Annotated in this window: 16 protein-coding genes; 11 read left to right on the top strand and 5 right to left on the bottom strand. The window is 66.5% G+C overall.

Going from position 1 to position 16,583, the window contains the following annotated elements:
* Window position 1: 1 nt before the first annotated feature.
* Window positions 2–427, top strand: a complete 426-nt coding sequence (gene exbD / locus QP457_RS17790; protein WP_100553475.1) for a TonB system transport protein ExbD — start codon at window positions 2–4, stop codon at window positions 425–427.
* Window positions 424–1,143, top strand: a complete 720-nt coding sequence (locus tag QP457_RS17785) for an energy transducer TonB (protein ID WP_205405190.1) — start codon at window positions 424–426, stop codon at window positions 1,141–1,143. Before exbD ends, QP457_RS17785 begins: the two co-directional genes overlap by 4 nt.
* A 37-nt stretch (window positions 1,144–1,180) precedes the next feature.
* On the opposite strand, the gene QP457_RS17780 is transcribed toward QP457_RS17785, so the two are convergent.
* Window positions 1,181–3,208, bottom strand: coding sequence for a sodium-translocating pyrophosphatase (locus tag QP457_RS17780; protein WP_205405189.1), 2,028 nt, complete (start codon window positions 3,206–3,208; stop codon window positions 1,181–1,183).
* Between the two features lie 291 nt (window positions 3,209–3,499).
* On the opposite strand from QP457_RS17780, the gene QP457_RS17775 reads away from it, so the two are divergent.
* Window positions 3,500–4,003: a hypothetical protein gene (locus QP457_RS17775; RefSeq protein ID WP_180165884.1), complete on the top strand. Its 504-nt coding sequence runs from the start codon at window positions 3,500–3,502 to the stop codon at window positions 4,001–4,003.
* A gap of 95 nt (window positions 4,004–4,098) precedes the next feature.
* Here the strand turns inward: QP457_RS17775 and QP457_RS17770 are convergent, their stop codons facing one another.
* The gene (locus QP457_RS17770; protein ID WP_025874176.1) at window positions 4,099–5,355 is read right to left on the bottom strand and encodes a 6-phosphofructokinase; all 1,257 of its coding nucleotides are present in this window, start codon (window positions 5,353–5,355) and stop codon (window positions 4,099–4,101) included.
* A 136-nt stretch (window positions 5,356–5,491) separates the two neighbouring features.
* On the opposite strand from QP457_RS17770, the gene QP457_RS17765 reads away from it, so the two are divergent.
* From QP457_RS17765 to QP457_RS17755, 3 genes are all read left to right on the top strand, one after another.
* A complete protein-coding gene (locus QP457_RS17765; RefSeq protein WP_025874177.1) occupies window positions 5,492–6,055 on the top strand; it encodes an adenylate kinase in 564 nt (187 codons plus the stop codon).
* A 328-nt stretch (window positions 6,056–6,383) separates the two neighbouring features.
* A complete protein-coding gene (mpl, locus tag QP457_RS17760; RefSeq protein ID WP_180165880.1) occupies window positions 6,384–7,748 on the top strand; it encodes a UDP-N-acetylmuramate:L-alanyl-gamma-D-glutamyl-meso-diaminopimelate ligase in 1,365 nt (454 codons plus the stop codon).
* Window positions 7,745–8,323 (top strand): LON peptidase substrate-binding domain-containing protein, encoded by a 579-nt coding sequence (locus QP457_RS17755; RefSeq protein ID WP_099821613.1) that lies wholly within the window; start codon window positions 7,745–7,747, stop codon window positions 8,321–8,323. The genes mpl and QP457_RS17755 overlap by 4 nt, the downstream gene beginning before the upstream one ends.
* 172 nt (window positions 8,324–8,495) lie before the next feature.
* Here QP457_RS17755 and QP457_RS17750 read toward each other — a convergent pair whose 3' ends face one another.
* Window positions 8,496–10,493, bottom strand: coding sequence for a bifunctional DedA family/phosphatase PAP2 family protein (locus QP457_RS17750; RefSeq protein WP_180165870.1), 1,998 nt, complete (start codon window positions 10,491–10,493; stop codon window positions 8,496–8,498).
* 85 nt (window positions 10,494–10,578) lie between these two features.
* Between QP457_RS17750 and QP457_RS17745 the strand changes: the two genes are divergently transcribed.
* Together QP457_RS17745 and QP457_RS17740 are read left to right on the top strand one after the other, a co-directional pair.
* The gene (locus QP457_RS17745; RefSeq protein WP_191078547.1) at window positions 10,579–11,241 is read left to right on the top strand and encodes a serine/threonine-protein kinase; all 663 of its coding nucleotides are present in this window, start codon (window positions 10,579–10,581) and stop codon (window positions 11,239–11,241) included.
* A complete protein-coding gene (locus QP457_RS17740) occupies window positions 11,238–11,726 on the top strand; it encodes a DUF2867 domain-containing protein (protein WP_205405188.1) in 489 nt (162 codons plus the stop codon). Before QP457_RS17745 ends, QP457_RS17740 begins: the two co-directional genes overlap by 4 nt.
* Window positions 11,727–11,773: 47 nt before the next feature.
* Here QP457_RS17740 and QP457_RS17735 read toward each other — a convergent pair whose 3' ends face one another.
* Window positions 11,774–12,457, bottom strand: a complete 684-nt coding sequence (locus QP457_RS17735) for a hypothetical protein (protein ID WP_205405187.1) — start codon at window positions 12,455–12,457, stop codon at window positions 11,774–11,776.
* A gap of 107 nt (window positions 12,458–12,564) precedes the next feature.
* Here QP457_RS17735 and QP457_RS17730 point away from each other — a divergent pair, with 107 nt between their 5' ends.
* The 3 genes from QP457_RS17730 (at window position 12,565) to QP457_RS17720 (ending at window position 15,587) form a co-directional block, all read left to right on the top strand.
* On the top strand, window positions 12,565–13,383 hold the full coding sequence (locus tag QP457_RS17730; RefSeq protein ID WP_205405186.1) for an NAD(P)-dependent oxidoreductase: 819 nt from the start codon (window positions 12,565–12,567) through the stop codon (window positions 13,381–13,383).
* A 93-nt stretch (window positions 13,384–13,476) separates the two neighbouring features.
* Window positions 13,477–14,481, top strand: coding sequence for a YiiG family protein (locus QP457_RS17725; protein ID WP_205405185.1), 1,005 nt, complete (start codon window positions 13,477–13,479; stop codon window positions 14,479–14,481).
* Window positions 14,482–14,639: 158 nt separating this feature from the next.
* A complete protein-coding gene (locus QP457_RS17720) occupies window positions 14,640–15,587 on the top strand; it encodes a YiiG family protein (RefSeq protein ID WP_205405184.1) in 948 nt (315 codons plus the stop codon).
* 107 nt (window positions 15,588–15,694) lie between these two features.
* On the opposite strand, the gene QP457_RS17715 is transcribed toward QP457_RS17720, so the two are convergent.
* Entirely contained in the window at window positions 15,695–16,567 is an 873-nt protein-coding gene (locus tag QP457_RS17715) for an ion transporter (protein WP_089238093.1), read from the bottom strand.
* Between the last annotated feature and the right edge of the window lie 16 nt (window positions 16,568–16,583).

Here is a 16,583-nt window from a genome sequence, read left to right as displayed (position 1 = left end):
CATGGCGATCAGGACCGCATCCGGACGCGATGACACCCCGGAAGAAGCCCACGAGATCAATGTCACGCCCTTCATCGACGTGATGCTGGTGCTGTTGATCATCTTCATGGTGGCCGCGCCGTTGGCTACGGTGTCGGTGCCCGTGCAGCTCCCCGCCAGCAGCGCACAGGCGACGCCGACAGAAAATGCGCCGGTGTATGTGACCGTGCAGGCCGACCTGTCGCTGCGGGTGGGCGAGGCGCCGGTGGTGCGCGATGGCCTCGCCACTGCGCTGCGCTCGGCAACGCATGGCGATACGTCGCAGCGTCTCTATCTGCGTGCCGATCAGCGCGTCTCCTATGGAGACCTGATGGCGACGCTGGATGCGCTGCGCAGTGCCGGTTACCTGAAGGTCGCCCTGGTCGGGTTGGAGCAGGGCGCTCGATGAGCGGGCTGCAGCGCTGGGCAGCCAGCCTGGCGATCGTGCTGATGGCACATGCGGTGCTGATCGTTACGCTGTGGTGGTGGACGTCGCGCACGCCGCCGGTCGTAGCAGTGGCACCTCCTGCCGCCTTGATGCTGGAATTGGCTCCCGCCGCCCAGGCGCCGCCGGTACCGCCGCGCGCGCTGCCCGCCGGACCGTTGCAGCAGGAGCAGCAGCGGCGCGTGACCGTGCCGAAGCAACACGAACAGATCAAAGCGCCGGCGCTGCCACAAGGGGAACTCGCGGCCCCGCTCGAGCCAGCTGCGAAGCCGACAGAGGACGCTGCGGACGCCAACGTCGATCGCACGCTGGCGCCGCCGGACGTTCCTGCACAGGCAGCAGCACGTTACGCTGCACCGCGCACCACCGCTGGCGAACGCAGCAGTGCCAACGCCACCTGGCAGGGGTTGCTGCTGGGACACCTGCAACAGCATCGGCGTTATCCACGCCAGTCCGAACGGTTGCGCCAGCAGGGCGTGGCCTATGTGCGCTTTGCGGTTGCCCGCGACGGCCGCGTGTCGGCGCCGCGCATCGAGCGCAGCAGCGGCTTCGCACTGCTCGATCAGGAGACACTGGACACCGTGCAGCGGGCCAGCCCGGTGCCGGTGCCGCCGGCCGATGTGGCCGGCGACCCGGTGGAAGTGATGGTGCCAGTGGCGTTCTATCTGCGCGGACGGTGATCGGCGGCGGGGGCGGCCATCCACGCATGGCGTGGATCTACAGCAACGGCACCAGCAACAGCGCCACGATGTTGATGATCTTGATCAGCGGGTTGATCGCCGGGCCGGCGGTGTCCTTGTACGGATCACCCACGGTGTCGCCGGTCACTGCCGCCTTGTGCGCCTCGCTGCCCTTGCCGCCGAAGTGGCCATCCTCGATGTACTTCTTGGCGTTGTCCCAGGCACCGCCGCCGGTGGTCATCGAAATGGCCACGAACAGCCCGGTGACGATCGTGCCGATCAGCAGCCCGCCGAGCGCGCGTGGTCCCAGCAGCAGGCCGACCACCACCGGCACGGCGACCGGCAGCAGCGACGGCACGATCATTTCGCGGATCGCCGAGCGGGTCAGCATGTCCACCGCCCTGTCGTACTGCGGCTTGGCGGTGCCCTGCATGATGCCGGGAATCTCGCGGAACTGCCGCCGCACTTCCACCACCACCGCGCCGGCCGCGCGACCGACCGCTTCCATCGCCATCGCGCCGAACAGGTAGGGAATCAGGCCGCCGATCAGCAGACCGATGATCACCGTGTGGTCGCTGAGGTCGAAGCGGAACTCCTGACCGGGATTGGCCGCCTGCAGGTTGTGCGTGTAGTCGGCGAACAACACCAGCGCGGCCAGTGCTGCCGAGCCGATGGCATAGCCCTTGGTGACCGCCTTGGTGGTGTTGCCCACCGCATCGAGCGGATCGGTGATGTCGCGGATCTCCGAGGGCAGTTCGGCCATCTCGGCGATGCCACCGGCGTTGTCGGTGATCGGCCCGTAGGCATCGAGTGCGACGATCATGCCCGCCATCGACAGCATCGCGGTGGCGGCGATGGCGATGCCGTACAACCCGGCCAGCGCGTGCGCGCCCCAGATCGCCACGCAGACGGCGATCACCGGCAGCGCCGTGGACTTCATCGAGATGCCGAGGCCGGCGATGATGTTGGTGCCGTGGCCGGTGGTCGAAGCCTGCGCCACGTGCTGCACCGGCTTGTACTGGGTGCCCGTGTAGTACTCGGTGATCCATACGATCAGGCCGGTCAACACCAGGCCGATCAATGCACAGCCGTAGAGCGCGACAGGGCCATGCACGTTGTCTGCCATGAGACCTGTGGTGATCGGATAGAACGCGATCGCTGCCAGCACACCGGAGACGATCACGCCCTTGTACAGCGCTCCCATGATCGAGCCACCGGGCTTCACCTTCACGAACAGCGCGCCGATGATCGAAGCGATGATCGAAACACCGCCCAGCACCAGCGGATACAGCACCGCATTGGCACCGGCTTCGGCCAGCATCAGGCTGCCCAGCAGCATGGTGGCGATCACGGTGACAGCGTAGGTCTCGAACAGATCGGCGGCCATGCCGGCGCAGTCGCCGACGTTGTCACCGACGTTGTCGGCGATCACCGCCGGGTTGCGCGGGTCGTCCTCGGGAATGCCCGCTTCGACCTTGCCGACCAGGTCGGCGCCGACATCGGCCCCCTTGGTGAAGATGCCGCCGCCCAGACGCGCGAAGATCGAGATCAGCGATGAGCCGAAGGCCAAGCCGACCAGTGCATGCAGTGCCTGGTCCATCGGCAGGCCCAGCCGCAGCAGCAGTGCGTAGTAGCCGGCCACGCCAAGCAGGCCCAGGCCGACCACCAGCATGCCGGTGATCGCACCGCCGCGGAACGCAACGTCCATCGCCGCACTGATGCCATGGCGCGCGGCCTCTGCGGTGCGTACGTTGGCGCGCACCGACACGTTCATGCCGATGTAGCCCGCTGCGCCGGACAGCACCGCACCGACCGCGAAGCCGATCGCGGTGTACCAGCTCAGGAAGATGCCGACCAGCACGAACAGCACCACGCCGGCGATGCCGATGGTCAGGTACTGGCGGTTGAGGTAGGCGCGCGCGCCTTCCTGGATGGCCGTGGCGATGGCGACCATGCGTTCATTGCCGGTGGGTTGGCGCAGGATCCAGCGCGCCGAGACGATTCCGTACAGGATCGCGAGAATGGCGCAGCCCAGCGCCAATGACAGCCCGTGACGTTCCAGCATTAGACCCCTCCGCAGAATGGATGGACAAGCATCCAGTGGCGATGAACTGCACCACGAGGGGGACGACGGGCTGCAGCCTGGAACCAACCCGTACCGACCTTGGTGGTCGTCCGACGTATGGCGGTGTTCAGCATTCCCTGGTGTTCGCAGTATGCGTCCGGCTAGTTGTAGAGTCGAGCCATGCTCGACTAGCCGCGCCCGGCGAGCGCAGCGGCTGCTCGATGGATGCGCCTTTGCACCCCGTTAAGCCAACCTCTGCAAGCCTGCGCGCAGTCCTGTCGGAGAATCCCCATGCGCCTGTCCCTGTTGATGCTTGCCGTTCTGGCCCCGGCCCTGCCTGCCTTCGCGGCGGAAGCACCCGAACTGCAGCGCGCGGTCGGTGCACCGCAGGCGGTCGGCGCGGTGCATACGCTGCGGCAGATTCCCGAGGCCTGTGCGCGCCTGGAAGGCGCTTTCACCGGCCAGGCCGCGCAGCCCTATCGTTTCTCGGCGGTGCGCACCAGCGAGCAGTGCCAGCCGCGCGCCCGCTTTGTCGACTACGCCAAGGCACAACCGAGCGCCGACAAGGGCTGGAAGCTCAATGATGTGATCCGGGTTCCGAATGCGGCCTGCCCGGCGCAGCAGGCGGTGGTGCGCGTGTGGCGTCTGCCGGTGAACAACGCGCAGGCGCTGGATGGGCAGGGCCAGTCGCGCATCTATCTGGAAGAAGCCAAGAAGCAGGCCGCCGCCGGCAAGATCCCGCAGGTGACGATGTTCGCCGCGCAGCTGCAGATGGAAGGCAAGGCCTGCAACTGAAGCCTTGCATCCACGCATGACGTGGATCTACGGGAGGGGAGACCCGGGGAGTGCCGGCCGCTGGCCGGCAACCCCTTGATCAATCCCTTTATGGGTCAGCCTTCGAACGCTGGCAGCTTCTGCTTCACCGCGACGTTCTTCAGCGTCACGTACTTCGGCAGGCCATCGCTACCGTAGGGCAACGGTGCTTCGCCCTTGATCAACGGCTGCAGGTAGGCGCGCGCCTTGGCCGTGATGCCGAATCCATCGCGGCGGATGAAGCTGGCCGGCATCTTCTTTTCATGGTTGGCGATCTTCGACAGCGGTGCGGCTTCGATCTTCCAGCGATACGGCGCATCGCTGCTGCGCACGATCACCGGCATCACCCCGTTCTGGCCCTTCAGCGCCAGCTGCACCGCGGCCTTGCCTACCGCCTGGGCCTGTTCCCAGTCGGTTTTGCTGGCCAGGTGGCGGGCCGATCGCTGCAGGTAGTCGGGCAGGGCCCAGTGCACCTTCAGCCCCAGCTGGTCCTTGACCCGCCCGGCCAGATGCGCGGCCACGCCGCCCAGCTGCGAATGGCCGAAGGAGTCCTTGCCGCCGCCGGCGTCGGCGACGAAGCGGCCATCGGCGGTGGCGATGCCTTCCGACGCCACCACCACGCAGTAGCCCACGCGCGCCACCACGGCCTTGACCTTGGCCAGGAACGCGGCCTCGTCATAGGCGCGCTCGGGCAGCAGGATGATGTGCGGGGCGTCGTCCTCACCGGTGCCGGCCAGGCCAGCGGCCGCAGCCAACCAACCGGCGTGGCGGCCCATCGCCTCGTAGATGAAGACGCGGGTGGAGGTCTCGGCCATGGCCGCCACGTCCAACGCCGCTTCGCGCACGGACACGGCCGTGTACTTGGCCGCCGAGCCGAAGCCGGGGCAGGTGTCGGTCACCGCCAGGTCGTTGTCGATGGTCTTGGGCACGCCGATGCAGGTCAGGTCGTAACCGGAGCTTTTTGCCAGCTGCGATACCTTCAGGGCGGTGTCCGCCGAGTCGTTGCCGCCGTTGTAGAGGAACCAGCGCACGTCGTGGGCGCGCAGGACCTCCAGCAGGCGGTCGTAACGGGCACGGTCGGCCTCCAGTGATTTCAGCTTGACCCGGCACGAGCCGAACGCGCCGCCGGGGGTGTGGGCAAGGGCACGGATGGCCGCAGCACTCTCCTTGCTGGTGTCGATCAGCTCCTCGCGCAGGGCGCCAAGGATGCCGTTGCGCGCGGCCAGGACCTTGATTCCCTTGGCGCGGGCCTGTTCGATCACCGCTGCGGCCGTGGCGTTGATGACGGCGGTGACGCCGCCGGACTGGGCGTAAAGGAGGGTGCCATTGCGCATGCTTCTACCTGCTCGGGGGAGGGGACATTGCAGGGACATTACCCGGATGCGCTAAAGTGGCGCTATTGCGGTGCAGCGATACCGGACCGTCCGGGACGCGAACCTTCTTTATTTTCAACACGTTGGAGTCAGGTCAATGCGATTGGTTCTGTTGGGACCGCCCGGTTCGGGCAAGGGGACACAGGCGACGCGCCTGAAGGAAAAGCTCGAGATCGCCCACATTTCCACCGGCGACATGCTGCGCGCGGAAATCGCCGCCGGCTCCGAGCTGGGCAAGCAGGCCAAGTCGGTGATGGATGCCGGCAACCTGGTGTCCGATGAGATCCTGCTGGGCATGCTGAAGTCGCGCCTGGCCCAGGCCGATGTCGCCAAGGGCTTCATCCTTGACGGCTATCCGCGCAATGTGGCCCAGGCCAACGCGCTGGACGGCATGCTGGCCGAGATTGGCCAGCCGCTCGATGCCGTGGTGCAGCTGGATGTGGCCACCGAACTGCTGGTCGAGCGTATCGCTGGCCGTGCGCAGGAACAGGGCCGCGCCGACGACAATCCGGAATCGGTGCGCAAGCGCCTGCAGGTCTACACCGAGCAGACCGCTCCGGTGGTCGACTTCTACGCTGGCCGTGGCACCCTGGCGCGCGTCGATGGCGTCGGCGAACTGGACGAGATCGAAGCCCGCATCCTGGCGGCGATCAAGCGCTGACCCGTTCGGGCGGTCGATGCCGGCCGCCGCTGGCGCAAAAAAAACAGGCCTGATCCGCGAGGATCAGGCCTGTTTCGTTGCATAGGTGCCAGCAAAGGGCTTGCTCAGGGCCCCCACAGCATGAGCTCCCTTGGGGATGGCCTCTTGGGGAGTAGGACCGGTTCGGGTACTGCGGCTGGCATCCTGAATTGTGTCCGGGTTCACAGAACATCGCTATCGGGAATTCCCTGACATGCGATTGGAGTTTTCTCACAGTGACTGTAGGGGTTCTCTTACCCTGTTGCCGACAATGGCCCTATACAGCCGTGATCGGTCACAATCCCCGGTCATGAGCAGCGTACATATCCTTGCAATCGCCGGCACCTTCATGGGTGGCGTGGCCGCCCTGGCGCGGGAACTGGGCCATACGGTCAGTGGCAGCGACCAGGCCATCTATCCGCCGATGTCGACCCAGCTCGAGCAGCTGGGCATCACCCTGGATCAGGGCTACCGCGCCGACAGCGTGCCGCAGGGCACCGGGCAGGTGGTGATCGGCAACGCGCTGTCGCGCGGCAATCCGGCCGTGGAAGCTGTGCTGGATGCCGGCCAGCGCTACATTTCCGGCGCCCAGTGGCTGTCCGAGCAGGTCCTGCCGGGACGCGACACCCTGGCCGTGGCCGGCACCCATGGCAAGACCACCACCACCACCATCCTGACCTGGCTGCTGGAGAATGCCGGTCGCTCCCCCGGCTTCCTGATCGGCGGCGTGGCCGAGGACTTCGGCGTGTCTGCCCGGTTGGGCCAGGGCCGCGAATTCGTCGTCGAAGCCGACGAGTACGACACCGCGTTCTTCGACAAGCGCAGCAAGTTCGTGCACTACCGGCCGCTGGTGGCGATCCTCAACAACCTCGAATACGACCACGCCGACATCTTCCCCGACGTGGCGGCGATCCAGCGCCAGTTCCACCACCTGGTGCGTACCGTGCCGGCGCGCGGCCGCCTGATCGTCAACGGCGAAGACGCGCACCTGGCTGAAGTGCTGGCGATGGGCTGCTGGACCCCGGTCGAACGCTTCGGCTTCGATCCGTCGCTGGAATGGCATGCCGAGCTGCTGGCCGCCGATGGCAGCGCGTTCCGCGTCCATCATCGCGGGCAGGCACTGGGCGATGTGCACTGGTCGCTGCTGGGCCGGCACAACGTGCTCAATGGCCTGGCCGCACTGGCCGCTGCACATGCAGTGGGTGTCGCGCCGGCCGAGGTGATCCCGGCGCTGGCGCGCTTCCGCAGCGTCAAGCGGCGCATGGAAGTGATCGGCAACCACGATGGCATCACCGTCTACGACGACTTCGCCCATCACCCGACCGCGATTGCGACCACCCTCGAAGGCCTGCGTGCCAGGGTCGGTGATGCGCGCATCGTGGTGGCGATGGAGCCGCGCAGCAATTCGATGCGGCTCGGGGCCCACGCACAAGCGCTGGCACCGTCGTTGGCACTCGCCGATGAGGTGGTGTTCCTGCACCGCCCGGAGCTGGCCTGGGATGCGGCCGCAGTGATCGCCGCGGTGCGCGGTGAGGCGCACGCGGTGGCCGATACCGACGCGCTGTTGGCGCAGCTGCAGACCGATGTGCGCAGCGGCGACCATGTGGTGTTCATGTCCAACGGCGGCTTCGACGGCGCACCGCGCCGCTTCCTGGCAGGACTGCAGGCACGATGAGCGGCGAGGGTTCGCTGCCGCTGTTCCCGCTGCATACGACGCTGCTTCCGGGAGCGGCCATCGGCCTGCGCGTCTTCGAGCCGCGCTACCTGGATCTGGTCCGCGAAACCGGCCGCAGCGGCGAAGGGTTTGGTGTCTGCCTGATCCTCGAAGGGCACGAAGTCGGAGCGCCGGCAACGCCGGCCGCCTTCGGCGTGCAGGTGAAGATCGAGGATTTCGACGTCGGCGCCGATGGCGTGCTGCAGCTGCGATTGCGCGGCACCCGCCGTTTCCATGTCGAGCGCACGCGCGTGCGCGACAACGGGTTGGTGGTGGCCGATGTGCGCTGGTGCGATGAGGATCCCGATGACGAACTGCGTCCGCAGCATGCGCTGCTGGCGACGGTACTGGACCACATCATCGAGCAGGCGGGCACGGCATTCGCACCGGCCACGCCGGCCTTGATGGACCAGGCCAGCTGGGTCAGCTGGCGGCTGGCCGAGCTGCTGCCGCTGAGCGAGCAGCAGCGCCTGCAGCTGCTGCAGCTGGACGACCCGCACCAGCGCCTGCAGCAGCTGCTGGGCTGGATGCCGTAACGACGGAACGCCGAGACCGGCAGCCGCCAACCAAAGCGGAACCGGTAGATGCCAACCAACCCGGAACCGGTAGATGCCAACCTTGGTTGGCAGCCTTTGCCCGAAAGCGCCAACCAAGGTTGGCGACTACCAGAACGGAGGCGGTAGCGCCGGGCCATGCCCGGCGGATCCATCAGGGCGCGGTGGTCTTGAACCGCAGTACCGGCAGGCCGGTCTCCGGGTGCACGGCTTCCTGCTGAGGCAGCGCCTGCACCGCTTCCTTCACCGCGTTCAACGCCGGATCGATCCCGCGCACCGGGTGCCACATGCCGATCCACTGGAAGTGACGCTCGTAGCGCAGGGTCTGCGCGCTGCCCAGCCACAACGGCGTGTCGCCCGGCTGCAGCTGCGCTGGTGCCTGCCACAGGCGCAGCACGTAGCGCTCATCGGCCTGCGCGCCCTGGCGCACCATCAGCAGCGCTTCGACGCGCGTATCCAGTGTTGCCGGCAGCACCGGCAGTTCATCGGCGCCGGTGTTCTTGTCCAGCATCAGCAGCGCTTCCTGCCAGCCGGCCTGGGCCTGCACCTGCCAGCCGCGCGCTTCCAGCTGCGCCTGCAGCGGCGCCAACGGGCCAGCCACCTGCACGTCAAGCGGCCAGCGCTGGTCATCGTCGAATTCGTTGCGGCGTGCCGGCAGCTTCGCCCAGTCGTGCTGCCACCAGGCCTGCGCGTCCATCGCCAGCGGCGCCGGAAGTGTCGGCTCGAAGCGCTCCAGCTTTATGGCGATGTTGCGCGGCGCGTACCACATCGCCGCCACCGCGAAGACGCCGTAGAACAGCCAGGCCACCGGCTTGACCCAGAACGAGCGGTTGAAGCGGCGACGGTAGGCGATGCCCAGCACCAGCAGCCAGAACGTGCCGAACAACATGCCGCCGATGACGTCACTCAGCCAGTGCGCGCCCAGGTACAAGCGCGAGAAGCCGATCAGGCTGACCACGATGCCCGATACCAGGTACGGCCAGACGCGGGTGCGGCCGGGCATTTCGCGGGCGATCAGCACCGCGAAGAAGCCGAAGGTGATGGTGGCCATGGTCACTGACACCGACGGGAAGCCGAAGCCGCTGCTGGCATCGATCGGGCGCACCACATCGACGGTGGCGCCGAGCAGTTTGGTCAGGGCCAGGCCGAAGGCCAATGCGGCCAACCAATGTGCAGCCGCCATCCAGCGCCGGCGCCAGACCAGGTAGCCCATTGCCGCAGCGGTTGCCGGCAGCAGCACCTGCCATGCGCCCAACGAGGCCAGGGCGGCCATCGGGTAGTCGGCCAGCGGATTGCGCAGCGCCAGCATCGCCTGGTGCACCAGCAGATCCACCGCCAGGGGCTCGCCGTGGGCGACTACCACGGTCAACAGGGCGAACCAGCCCCAGCCCAACAGCAGCAGCATCAGCGCCAGCATCGCCAGCGGTACCGACTCGCGGCGCTTCGGGTCGAGCACGCCGACGGTGTAGCGACCGAGTGTCGGGTGCCGGTTGGACCAGTCGAGCAGTCGGGCCAGCCAGTTGTCCATGCGCGCGGCCGACCAGCGATACCCGTACAGCACGATGGCCCAGACCAGGCTGAGAATCACCGCCAGCAGGCCCGCCACCACGACCAGCCGCCCGGCAACAGCAGCAACGGCGTCATAGGCTTCGCCGAGGATCCAGCCCGGGGCCAGGAACAGCACAGCCCAGGAAATACTGGCGATGCCACTGGCCTGTACGTAACGGCTGGCGGGCATCTTCATCATGCCGGCAATGGCGGGCACGAATGGCCGGATCGCGCCGACATAGCGGGCAATCAGGATGCTCTTGAATGCATTGCGGCGGAACAGGTTCTCGCCCCGGTCGAGCAGCTGCGGGTAGCGGCTGAACGGCCAGACGCCGCGCAGGCGATCGCCCCAGCGCCGGCCTATCCAGTAGCTGATGCCATCACCGGCGAACGCACCCAGCGCCGCAGCCGCAACTGCATACGGCCCGGAGATCTGGCCCAGGCCGATGAACACGCCGACGGCGAACAGCAACGGCAGCGCTGGCACGATGGCGCCAAGAATGATGACCGCATCGCAGAAGGCGATCAGAAAGATGACCGCACCCGCCAACACGGGATGAGCGGCAATCCACGCGAGGGTGGCGTCGATCCATGAAGAGTCCATTTCCCGATTATAGAGGCGTGAAGGTGACTGGTTCCCAGCCGCTTGGTGACCGTTTGCAACCATCGCCATCGCCTAGAATGTCGCCATGCCTGTATCCAACGACGCGCCAACGCATGCACTGAAGGCCGACAGCTTTGGCCGGATCCTCCTCGTGCAGGGCCCGGAAGGCCCCTTCGTGCGCCGCGATCTGGGGGCCACGCCGCTGTGGCTGCGGCTGCCTGCGTGGTGGCTGGCGCGGCGCGAAGCGCGCGCGCTGAAGCACATCCACGGCATGGCCGACGTGCCGCAACTGCTGGACTGGAATGGCCGCAACCTGGACCGCAGCTTCATGGCCGGCGATGCGATGTACCAGCGCCCGCCGCGCGGTGATGTGGCCTGGTTCCGCGCCGCGCGCCGCCTGCTGCAGCAGCTGCATCGACGTGGTGTGGCCCACAACGACCTGGCCAAGGAAGCCAACTGGCTGGTGACCGAGGACGGTCGTCCGGCGCTGATCGACTTCCAGCTGGCGGTGATCGGCGACCCGCGCTCGCGCTGGATGCGCTTGCTGGCGCGCGAAGACCTGCGCCACCTGCTCAAGCACAAGCGCATGTACTGCCGCGCGTCGCTGACGCCGGTGGAGAAGCGCGTGCTCAAGCGCACCTCGTGGGTGCGCGACCTCTGGTTCGCCACCGGCAAGCCGGTCTACCGCTTCGTCACCCGCCGCATCCTGCATTGGGAAGACAACGAAGGGCAGGGCCCTAAGCCATGAGCGCGCTGCTGAGCGAAGGTAGCGTGCTGCATTCGCAACTGCCGGGTGCCGATTTCGTCCATGCCTGCCAAGAGGCGGCGCCGCGCAACGGGCGTTCGGCGCTGCAGGCCTACCGCGATATGGCAGCGGCGGTGCCGGGCTGGTTCGACGGGCTGATGGGCCTGCGCAACTGTGGCATGCGGCTGCTGCGCATGAAGGATCTCGGCTCACTGCGCGCGGTGCAGCAGACGGTCGATCCTCAGCCCGGGCAACGGCTCGGCATCTTCACCCTGCAGGCGCTGGGCGAAGATGCCATCGTGCTGGAAGACGACGACCGCCATCTGCGCGTGCAGCTGGCGCTGCAGTGGCATGGCGACGCGCTGGAAATAGCGACGGTGGTGCACACCCACAACGCGTTCGGTCGCCTGTACATGCTGCCGGTCGCGCCGGTACATCGCTGGATCGCGCCGCACCTGCTCAGTAAGCAGGTGCGCGGGTATCGGTAGATCGACGCCATGCGTGGATGCGCTTTACCGAATGGCGCGGCGAACTGCTACGGCGTCACCGGTACCACCTGCTGGCCGATGAAGTTGCGCTTGCCGTCGAAGTCATAGCCGATCTGCAGCTGCCCCACATCCGGGCACGCATGGCAATCGCGCAGCGGCGTGCGGTACAGCAGGCGGATGCCACCTCCATCCAGTGCTGCAGTACCTGCGGCCTGCGCCGGCGCGAACGGCGTGGCCTGCGGGTTCGCCTTCAGCACCTCCTGCACGCCGGGATCGGCGCGCAGCGTGTCGTCCAGCTGCACTGCATCCACGTCGATACGCTTGCCTCCGGCATCGACCAGGCGCGTGCCTTCATTGGTGTTGGCGCGGAACGGGTATTCGACGGTGGCCACGCCCAGGCCGTCATGTTCATGCCAGGCGGTCACGTAGGCCAGTTCGCCACCGGTGGAAAGCTGTTCGGCGGCGGTGACCGCATCGGCACTCGCCCCGCCGGCGCGCAGCGCATCGCGAAGGCAATCACGGGTGGCCGCGCTGTCGCCCTGGCGGCAGGCGTTGAGGTCACCATCCCAGACAACGGCCTCGCTCCAGCGCAGCTTGCCATCACCGGCCGCCTTGTCGACGCTGGCGGCGTCATCCTTGGCCGGCGCGCTGCCGGGTTCAGGCGAACGGCCCTGGCAGGCAGTGAGCAGGGCCAGGCCCAGGGCAGGCAACAACAGGCGGGAACAGCGCATGGCATGGACCTCGTGCAGTGACCGGGCCGCCAGTATCGTCAACGTGCGGTGAACTCCGCGTCGGCGCGGCATACTAGCGGCTCATTGCATACGCTGGAGTGTGGAACGTGGGCAGTCTGCAGGGCAAAACCCTTTTCATCACCGGTGCCTCGCGTGGCATCGGCCTGGCGATCGCATTGCGCGCCGCGCGCGATGGCGCCAACGTCGCCATTGCCGCCAAGTCGTCGGTGCCCAATCCGAAGCTGCCGGGCACCATCCACAGCGCCGCCGAGGCCGTCACCGCAGCCGGTGGCCAGGGCCTGGCGCTGAAGTGCGACATCCGCGAAGAAGACCAGGTGCAGGCAGCCGTTGCTGCCGCCGTGGACACCTTCGGTGGCATCGACATCCTGATCAACAACGCCAGCGCCATCTGGTTGCGCGGCACCCTGGACACGCCGATGAAGCGCTTCGACCTGATGCAGCAGGTCAATTCGCGCGGCAGTTTCCTGTGCGCGCAGGCCTGCCTGCCGTACCTGCTGCAGGCGCCGAACCCGCACATCCTGACCCTCGCACCGCCGCCGAGCCTCGATCCCAAGTGGTGGGGCGCGCATACCGGCTACACGCTGGCGAAAATGGGCATGAGCTTTGTCACCCTCGGCCTGGCCGCCGAGTTCGGCCCGCAGGGCGTGGCGGTCAATGCGCTGTGGCCGCGCACGGTCATTGCCACCGATGCGATCAACATGATTCCCGGCGTGGACGTCGGCGGCTGCCGTACACCGCAGATCATGGCCGATGCCGCACATGCGGTGCTGGTGCGCGAGGCGGCCGGTTTCCACGGTCGTTTCCTGATCGATGACGAAGTGCTGGCCGAAGCCGGCGTGACCGATCTATCAGGATATGCGGTGGATCCGTCACGTCCGCTGCTGCCGGATCTGTTCCTGGATTGATCTTGGTTTGCGGGAGCGGGGCGGTCGCTGTCAGCCTCGGCCCGCTGCGCTAGAATGCGCGGCTGTAATCGTTTCCAACAGGGATGTGAGCCCATGTCACGCACTCTTTCCATTGCGGCGCTGGTTGCGGCGCTGGCCGCTTCGTTGTCGTTGATCCTGGCCGCCTGCGGCGACAAGACGCCCACAGCCGCCGGCGGCGCGGGTTCTTCCGCAAAGCCGGAGGCCAGCGCGGCGCCGGCCGACGCCCAGCAGCAGTTGACCGCGAAGCTCAACGCCTACATCGGCTGCTTCAACGCGCTTGATTCGAAAACGCACGGCAGCATCCAGTCCTATACGCGCTGGATCAAGGACGTGGACGCCGGCCCGAGCGGTCGCGAGACGAACGTGTACGGACCGTTCGAGATCAGCGATTACGACATGAAGCAATGCGACGCCCCCGTGTCCGAAGCGATCGCCGCCAAGCCGGCGCTTGCCGATCTCGACGCCGCTGCAGGTCAGTACCAACAGGCGATGAAGGCACTGGTGCCGATCAGCAAGGAAGCCCACGACTACTACGAGCGTCAGGACTACGAAGACGACAGGTTTGCCAAGGGCAAGCAGCTGCACGCGCCGTTGATGACCGCCTTCAAGGATTTCGTGGTTGCCAGTGAAACATTCAACGCCGAACTGGAGCGCCAGAACGACGCTGCCCAGCGCGAACAGCTCAAGACGCTGGAGCAGGCTGAAGGACGCACACGCGAGTACTACCGCCTGGCGATGATGCTGGAAGCGAAAGCGATCATGGACATGATGGGCGAGGACGACTTCGACGTGGCCAGGGCGCGGGAGCGCTTGGATGCCTTCAACCGCATTTCCGACGAAGCGCATGCCAAGGTCGCCGACCAGGAGCCGGGCAAGCTGGACTGGAACAGCTTCGAACGCGAGGCCGAGAACTTCCGCCGCGAAGGCAAGGAGCGCCTGCAGCGGGTCAGCGGCAAGGTTCCCTACACCGACTTCGAGCAGAGGATGCTTGCGTCGCCGTCGATGGCCCCGAGCGGCTCGGCCGGCCGCCTTCTGCACATCTACAACGCACTGGTGTTCCAGAGCAATCGCCAATGACCCGGCGTGCTGCACGCAGCTTCTGTCGCATTCGAGCAGGCTGATTGCGACATGAAGGATGGGGTGCCCCGTCGCCTCAATGGCGCGGGGACCCGTGTATGCGGGCTGTGCCGCTGCGCGCGAGAATATGCGGCGTCTCATATCTGCAAGGAACCGATTTGAATTCTTCCGCGCGTGTACTTTCTCTGCTTGTGCTTGGCACTGCCGCCGCCCTCTCTGGCTGCAACGGATCGACAGGACTGTCGGTGGCCGATCCCGGTCTGCAGAAGATCAACGCCTACATCGAGTGCTACAACGGCGTCGAACAACCCATCCACGAGGGCTTCCAGACCTACACCGCCTGGATCAGGGATCCCGAAGCGGGCCCAACGGGCAAGGAAGCGCAGCCGCGCTCGCCGGGCAAGGTGCTGTCGCATCGTGTCGAGTACTGTGGCCAAGCGCTGACCGATGCATTGGCCAGCACGCCGGCCACTCCGCTGGATGAGCCGATGCGGCAGTACCAGAAGGCGTTCCAGTCCTTGTATGCGTTGATTGAAGGCGCTGATGGCTATTTCACCCGCGAGGAGTATCGGCGCGACAGCGGCGAAGGGATGCGTACCCAGCATGCCCCCCTGATGCAGGCGTATGCCGATTTCTTCAAGGCCAGCGAAGTGCTGGATGCGGCGCTGGAGAAGAATGAACAAGAGCGCCGTACCGCGCAGCTCAAGCAGATCGAAGCGGAAGAAGGTCGTTCACTGGCGTACTACCACCTGCGCATGATCGGTGACGGCAAGCAGTTGGTGATGGCCCTGCAGGGCGACGAACCGGAGCTGGCCGAGGCCCGTCGGCAGTTGGCCGCCTACCAGGCAATGCTGGCCGAAATGCAGAGTGCCGGCGTAGGCAAGAACAACCCGATGTGGGCGCATGTGCAGCGATCGGCCGATGTGCTGGTGCGCGATGCCGGACGTCGTATCGACCGGTTGGCATCGGGCAAGCCGTTCACTGCGCGTGAGCTTCAGGATGATCTCGAGGCGAAGGGCAGCATGCTCACTGCACCGGACGGAGCGCAGTCAAAGGTCGTGGCGGCCTACAACGATCTGGTGACCACCAGCAACCGTATGAACTGAGCCGGTGGATTGTCTTTCCGTGCGTGGATGCAGGATGTTGCATCCACGCATGGCGTGGGTCTGCTGTCGCAGGCATTGGTAGTGCCGGCCGCTGGCCGGCATCATCGTCAGTGGCTGAACGTATCCGGCAACGGTCCGCCACACTTGCGGCAGTGCCGCGCATCGGGCTCGTGGCCTTCCAGCCCGCAGTGCGGGCAGCCACGGGCATCACGGCGCGCGGCCAGTTCGGCATCGCGCATGGTGCTGGCCAGCTCGGCGGTGTAGATGCCGGTGGGCACGGCGATGATGCTGTAACCGATCAGGATCAGCACCGAGGTGACAAAGCGGCCGAGCACGGTCTGCGGCACGATGTCGCCGAAGCCGACCGTGGCCATCGTCACCACCGCCCAGTACATGCTGCTGGGGATGCTGGTGAAGCCATGGTTCGGCCCCTCGATCACGTACATCAGGGTGCCGGCGATGATCGTGATGGTGACCACCGTGAACAGGAACAGCAGGATCTTGCGCCGGCTGCGCCACAGCGACTGCATCAGCACGCCGCTTTCTTCGATGTAGCGGGTCAGCTTGAGGATGCGGAACACACGCAGGATGCGCAGTGCGCGCACCACCAGCAGGCTCTGCGCACCGGGAATGAACAGCGACAGATAGGTCGGCAGGATCGAGGCCAGGTCGATGATGCCCCAGATGCTCACCGCATAGCGCAGCGGGCGCTTCACTACCGCCAGGCGCAGCACGTATTCGGCGGTGAACAGGATGGTGAAGCCCCATTCCAGCACGTACAGCCAGTCGGCGTGGGCGATGTGGAAACGCTGCACGCTGTCGAACATCACCACCAGCACGCTGGCGATGATCGCGTACACCAGCAGCAGGTCGAAATTGCGCGAGGGCCGGCTGTCGTGGCGATAGATGATGTCGAACCATCGGCGGCGCCAGCCGGTCTCGGTGGCGGGGTTCAGCTGGGGGGCGGAAAACGGTCGCATGCGTGCATTGTGCCGC

The organism is Stenotrophomonas sp. As-7, assembly GCF_030291015.1.
In the GTDB taxonomy this organism is placed as follows: domain Bacteria; phylum Pseudomonadota; class Gammaproteobacteria; order Xanthomonadales; family Xanthomonadaceae; genus Stenotrophomonas; species Stenotrophomonas lactitubi.
The sequence above is the reverse complement of the archived record's forward strand: the minus strand, read 5'-3'. Positions and strand labels throughout refer to the sequence as shown.